Raw genomic sequence first — 1,594 nt, forward strand, 5'->3', positions numbered from 1 at the left:
GATCTGATGGCGTGGATCGACGAGCCGTTCACAGCGCCGCCCGATCCCGATGAATCACCCCAGGGCGCATTCGCATTCACTTGATGTTGGACAGCACCCATGGGGGCACGATCCTGAAATCCACACACAAGCCGTCCGGAACCCGCGTCAGTTCAGCATGTCATCCGCCGGATTCGCCTGTCTTGGACAGCAGTGCCCTTGGTTGAAGGCGCCGCGCGCCCAGGCTCGCCGACATGTCGAGAAGCATGGTCATGCGTACGAGCCAAAGTAAGTGCCATTCCCCTTAAATCGAGCGCTCTCCATCGACTTGCACGAAAGGGACGAAGTCCTGCGGAACGCCGGTTTCGTAAGTGATTGTCGGAAAAGGAATTTTTAGAGCAAAGCGCACCGATTGGCAAGAAAAGTACGACTACCCCAAGTGGCAGTGGATCGAAGCGCGCGTTAAAAAGACACACAACGACCATCGCCCCGAGAGTCACCGTCTGTTCGTGGACACAATCCAGTGCGACGCCGAGCCGCGTTTTGGTTGTCGTCGCCGTTCCGCCGGCGACGGGGCAGATTGCGGCCATCCTTGATGGACACGTCCCGCACCATTGACTAGCATCAGTGACCTGAATTCACCTCCGGATTGACCGATGAGCGAGCAGCCGCCGACAAAGCGCCCGAGCTTGCCGCAGCAGCGCCGCGTGCCGGTGCGCTACTTCATCCTGCTGCTCGATCTGCTGCGCTCGCAAGGTGTCAATGTCAAGCTATTGCTGCAGACGGCCGGCATCGAAGCAGACCGCTTTGTCCTGCGCGACGCCACCCTGGTGCCGGCCGAGATTGAGGCTTTTCTCAGCGCGGCACGCAGGCTGACGGGGCGCTGCGACCTTGGCTTCGAGATCGGCCGTCTGATCAAGATGAATTCGCACGAACTGCTCGGCTACGGCATGCTCAGCTGCCGCAACTGGCATGAGGCCATGCGACTGGTCGCGCGCCACTATCATTTGATGGCCGAGACGGTGACGTTGCGATACCGGCGCATCGGCACCGGCGTCGGCGAGGCGGTCTACACGCCAATGACCGCGATGCCTTTGGAGACGCTGCGCTTCTTCTACGAGGCGCTGGCGGTTGCTCACCAGAATCAGGTCCACCTGATGCTGGGCGGCGAGGAGCCGCCCTATGACTTCTATCTCTCGATGCCTCCGCCGACGCATTCGGTGCGCTATCTGTCGCTGATGCCAGCGCGCTTTCACTTCGACGAAGGCGGCTTGCCTGGCGTGCGGGTGGTGATGGGCGCCGATCTGCTGGACCGCCCTTTGCCGATGGCCGACGAGCGCGTCGTGCGCGAGGTCGACGAGCGCTGCACTGCGCTCGGCAAGCGCCCGCCGACCGGCGAGACCGGTTGGGGCGATTTCGTAACGATGTTGCTGCAGGAGTCGCCTGGCCGGCTGGTTACTCTGGATGACCTGGCCCGGCGAATTAACGTCTCGCCGCGCTCGATCGACCGCTATCTGAGGAAGGAACAGCTGCAGTTCCGTACGCTGGCCGAGCGGGTGCGCTTCGAGCGGGCCTGCGAGTTGCTGGCCGAGCCCGGCGCCACTGTCTCCCAGGT

General features: G+C 62.4%; 1 protein-coding gene. It reads left to right on the forward strand.

Annotated features, from left to right (window positions below; translation table 11 throughout):
- Positions 1-635: 635 nt before the first annotated feature.
- The coding region (locus tag AC1DY5_RS54975; protein ID WP_478122587.1) for an AraC family transcriptional regulator ligand-binding domain-containing protein at positions 636-1,594 on the forward strand (959 nt) is incomplete at its 3' end.

This window comes from Variovorax sp. P4_D9, assembly GCF_056401695.1.